Raw genomic sequence first — 955 nt, forward strand, 5'->3', positions numbered from 1 at the left:
AATCGGGAAGACAGGATTCGAACCTGCGACACCTTGGTCCCAAACCAAGTACTCTACCAAGCTGAGCTACTTCCCGAGTTAAATAGAAAAAATGCACCCTAGAGGATTCGAACCTCTAACCGCCTGATTCGTAGTCAGGTACTCTATCCAGTTGAGCTAAGGGTGCTCATTATTATATGCCGAGGACCGGGATCGAACCGGTACGATCGTTTCCAATCGCAGGATTTTAAGTCCTGTGCGTCTGCCAGTTCCGCCACCCCGGCCTCTCTAAGCGAACGACGGGATTCGAACCCGCGACCCCCACCTTGGCAAGGTGGTGTTCTACCACTGAACTACGTTCGCATCGACCTCTTCTAGTTTTAATGCCGGCTACATGACTTGAACACGCGACCCTCTGATTACAAATCAGATGCTCTACCAACTGAGCTAAGCCGGCTAATTTCTACTATGCGGGTTAAGGGACTTGAACCCCCACGCCGTTAAGCGCCAGATCCTAAATCTGGTGCGTCTGCCAATTCCGCCAAACCCGCAAATATGACCCGTACTGGGCTCGAACCAGTGACCCATTGATTAAAAGTCAATTGCTCTACCAACTGAGCTAACGAGTCTAAAATAACTTCCGTTATCTTACGGTCCCGACGGGAATCGAACCCGCGATCTTCGCCGTGACAGGGCGACGTGATAACCGCTACACTACGGGACCTATATGGGAGTTAACGGGATCGAACCGCTGACCCTCTGCTTGTAAGGCAGATGCTCTCCCAGCTGAGCTAAACTCCCTCGAGCTAAGCGACTTCCATATCTCACAGGGGGCAACCCCCAACTACTTCCGGCGTTCTAGGGCTTAACTNCTGTGTTCGGCATGGGTACAGGTGTATCTCCTAGGCTATCGTCACTTAACTCTGAGTAATACCTACTCAAAATTGAATATCTATCAAATACCAAGAAAACCTCA

The 955-nt window shown here is 50.4% G+C and carries 9 tRNA genes and 1 rRNA gene; all 10 read right to left on the reverse strand.

Annotated features, from left to right (window positions below):
* Window positions 1–2 precede the first annotated feature (2 nt).
* Window positions 3–76 (reverse strand) — tRNA-Pro (locus tag D8852_RS09860).
* Window positions 77–92: 16 nt separating this feature from the next.
* Window positions 93–166 (reverse strand) — tRNA-Arg (locus tag D8852_RS09865).
* Between the two features lie 11 nt (window positions 167–177).
* A tRNA-Leu gene (locus tag D8852_RS09870) sits at window positions 178–263 on the reverse strand.
* A gap of 7 nt (window positions 264–270) precedes the next feature.
* Window positions 271–342, reverse strand: a tRNA-Gly gene (locus D8852_RS09875).
* Between the two features lie 21 nt (window positions 343–363).
* Window positions 364–436: transfer RNA gene (locus tag D8852_RS09880), tRNA-Thr, on the reverse strand.
* A 12-nt stretch (window positions 437–448) separates the two neighbouring features.
* A tRNA-Leu gene (locus tag D8852_RS09885) sits at window positions 449–530 on the reverse strand.
* Between the two features lie 5 nt (window positions 531–535).
* Window positions 536–608, reverse strand: a tRNA-Lys gene (locus D8852_RS09890).
* 22 nt (window positions 609–630) lie between these two features.
* Window positions 631–703 (reverse strand) — tRNA-Asp (locus tag D8852_RS09895).
* Between the two features lie 4 nt (window positions 704–707).
* Window positions 708–780 (reverse strand) — tRNA-Val (locus D8852_RS09900).
* Window positions 781–784: 4 nt separating this feature from the next.
* Window positions 785–900 (reverse strand): 5S ribosomal RNA (gene rrf, locus D8852_RS09905).
* Between the last annotated feature and the right edge of the window lie 55 nt (window positions 901–955).

Origin of the sequence: Streptococcus mitis, from assembly GCF_003942695.1 — a bacterium.
Classification (GTDB): domain Bacteria; phylum Bacillota; class Bacilli; order Lactobacillales; family Streptococcaceae; genus Streptococcus; species Streptococcus mitis_BD.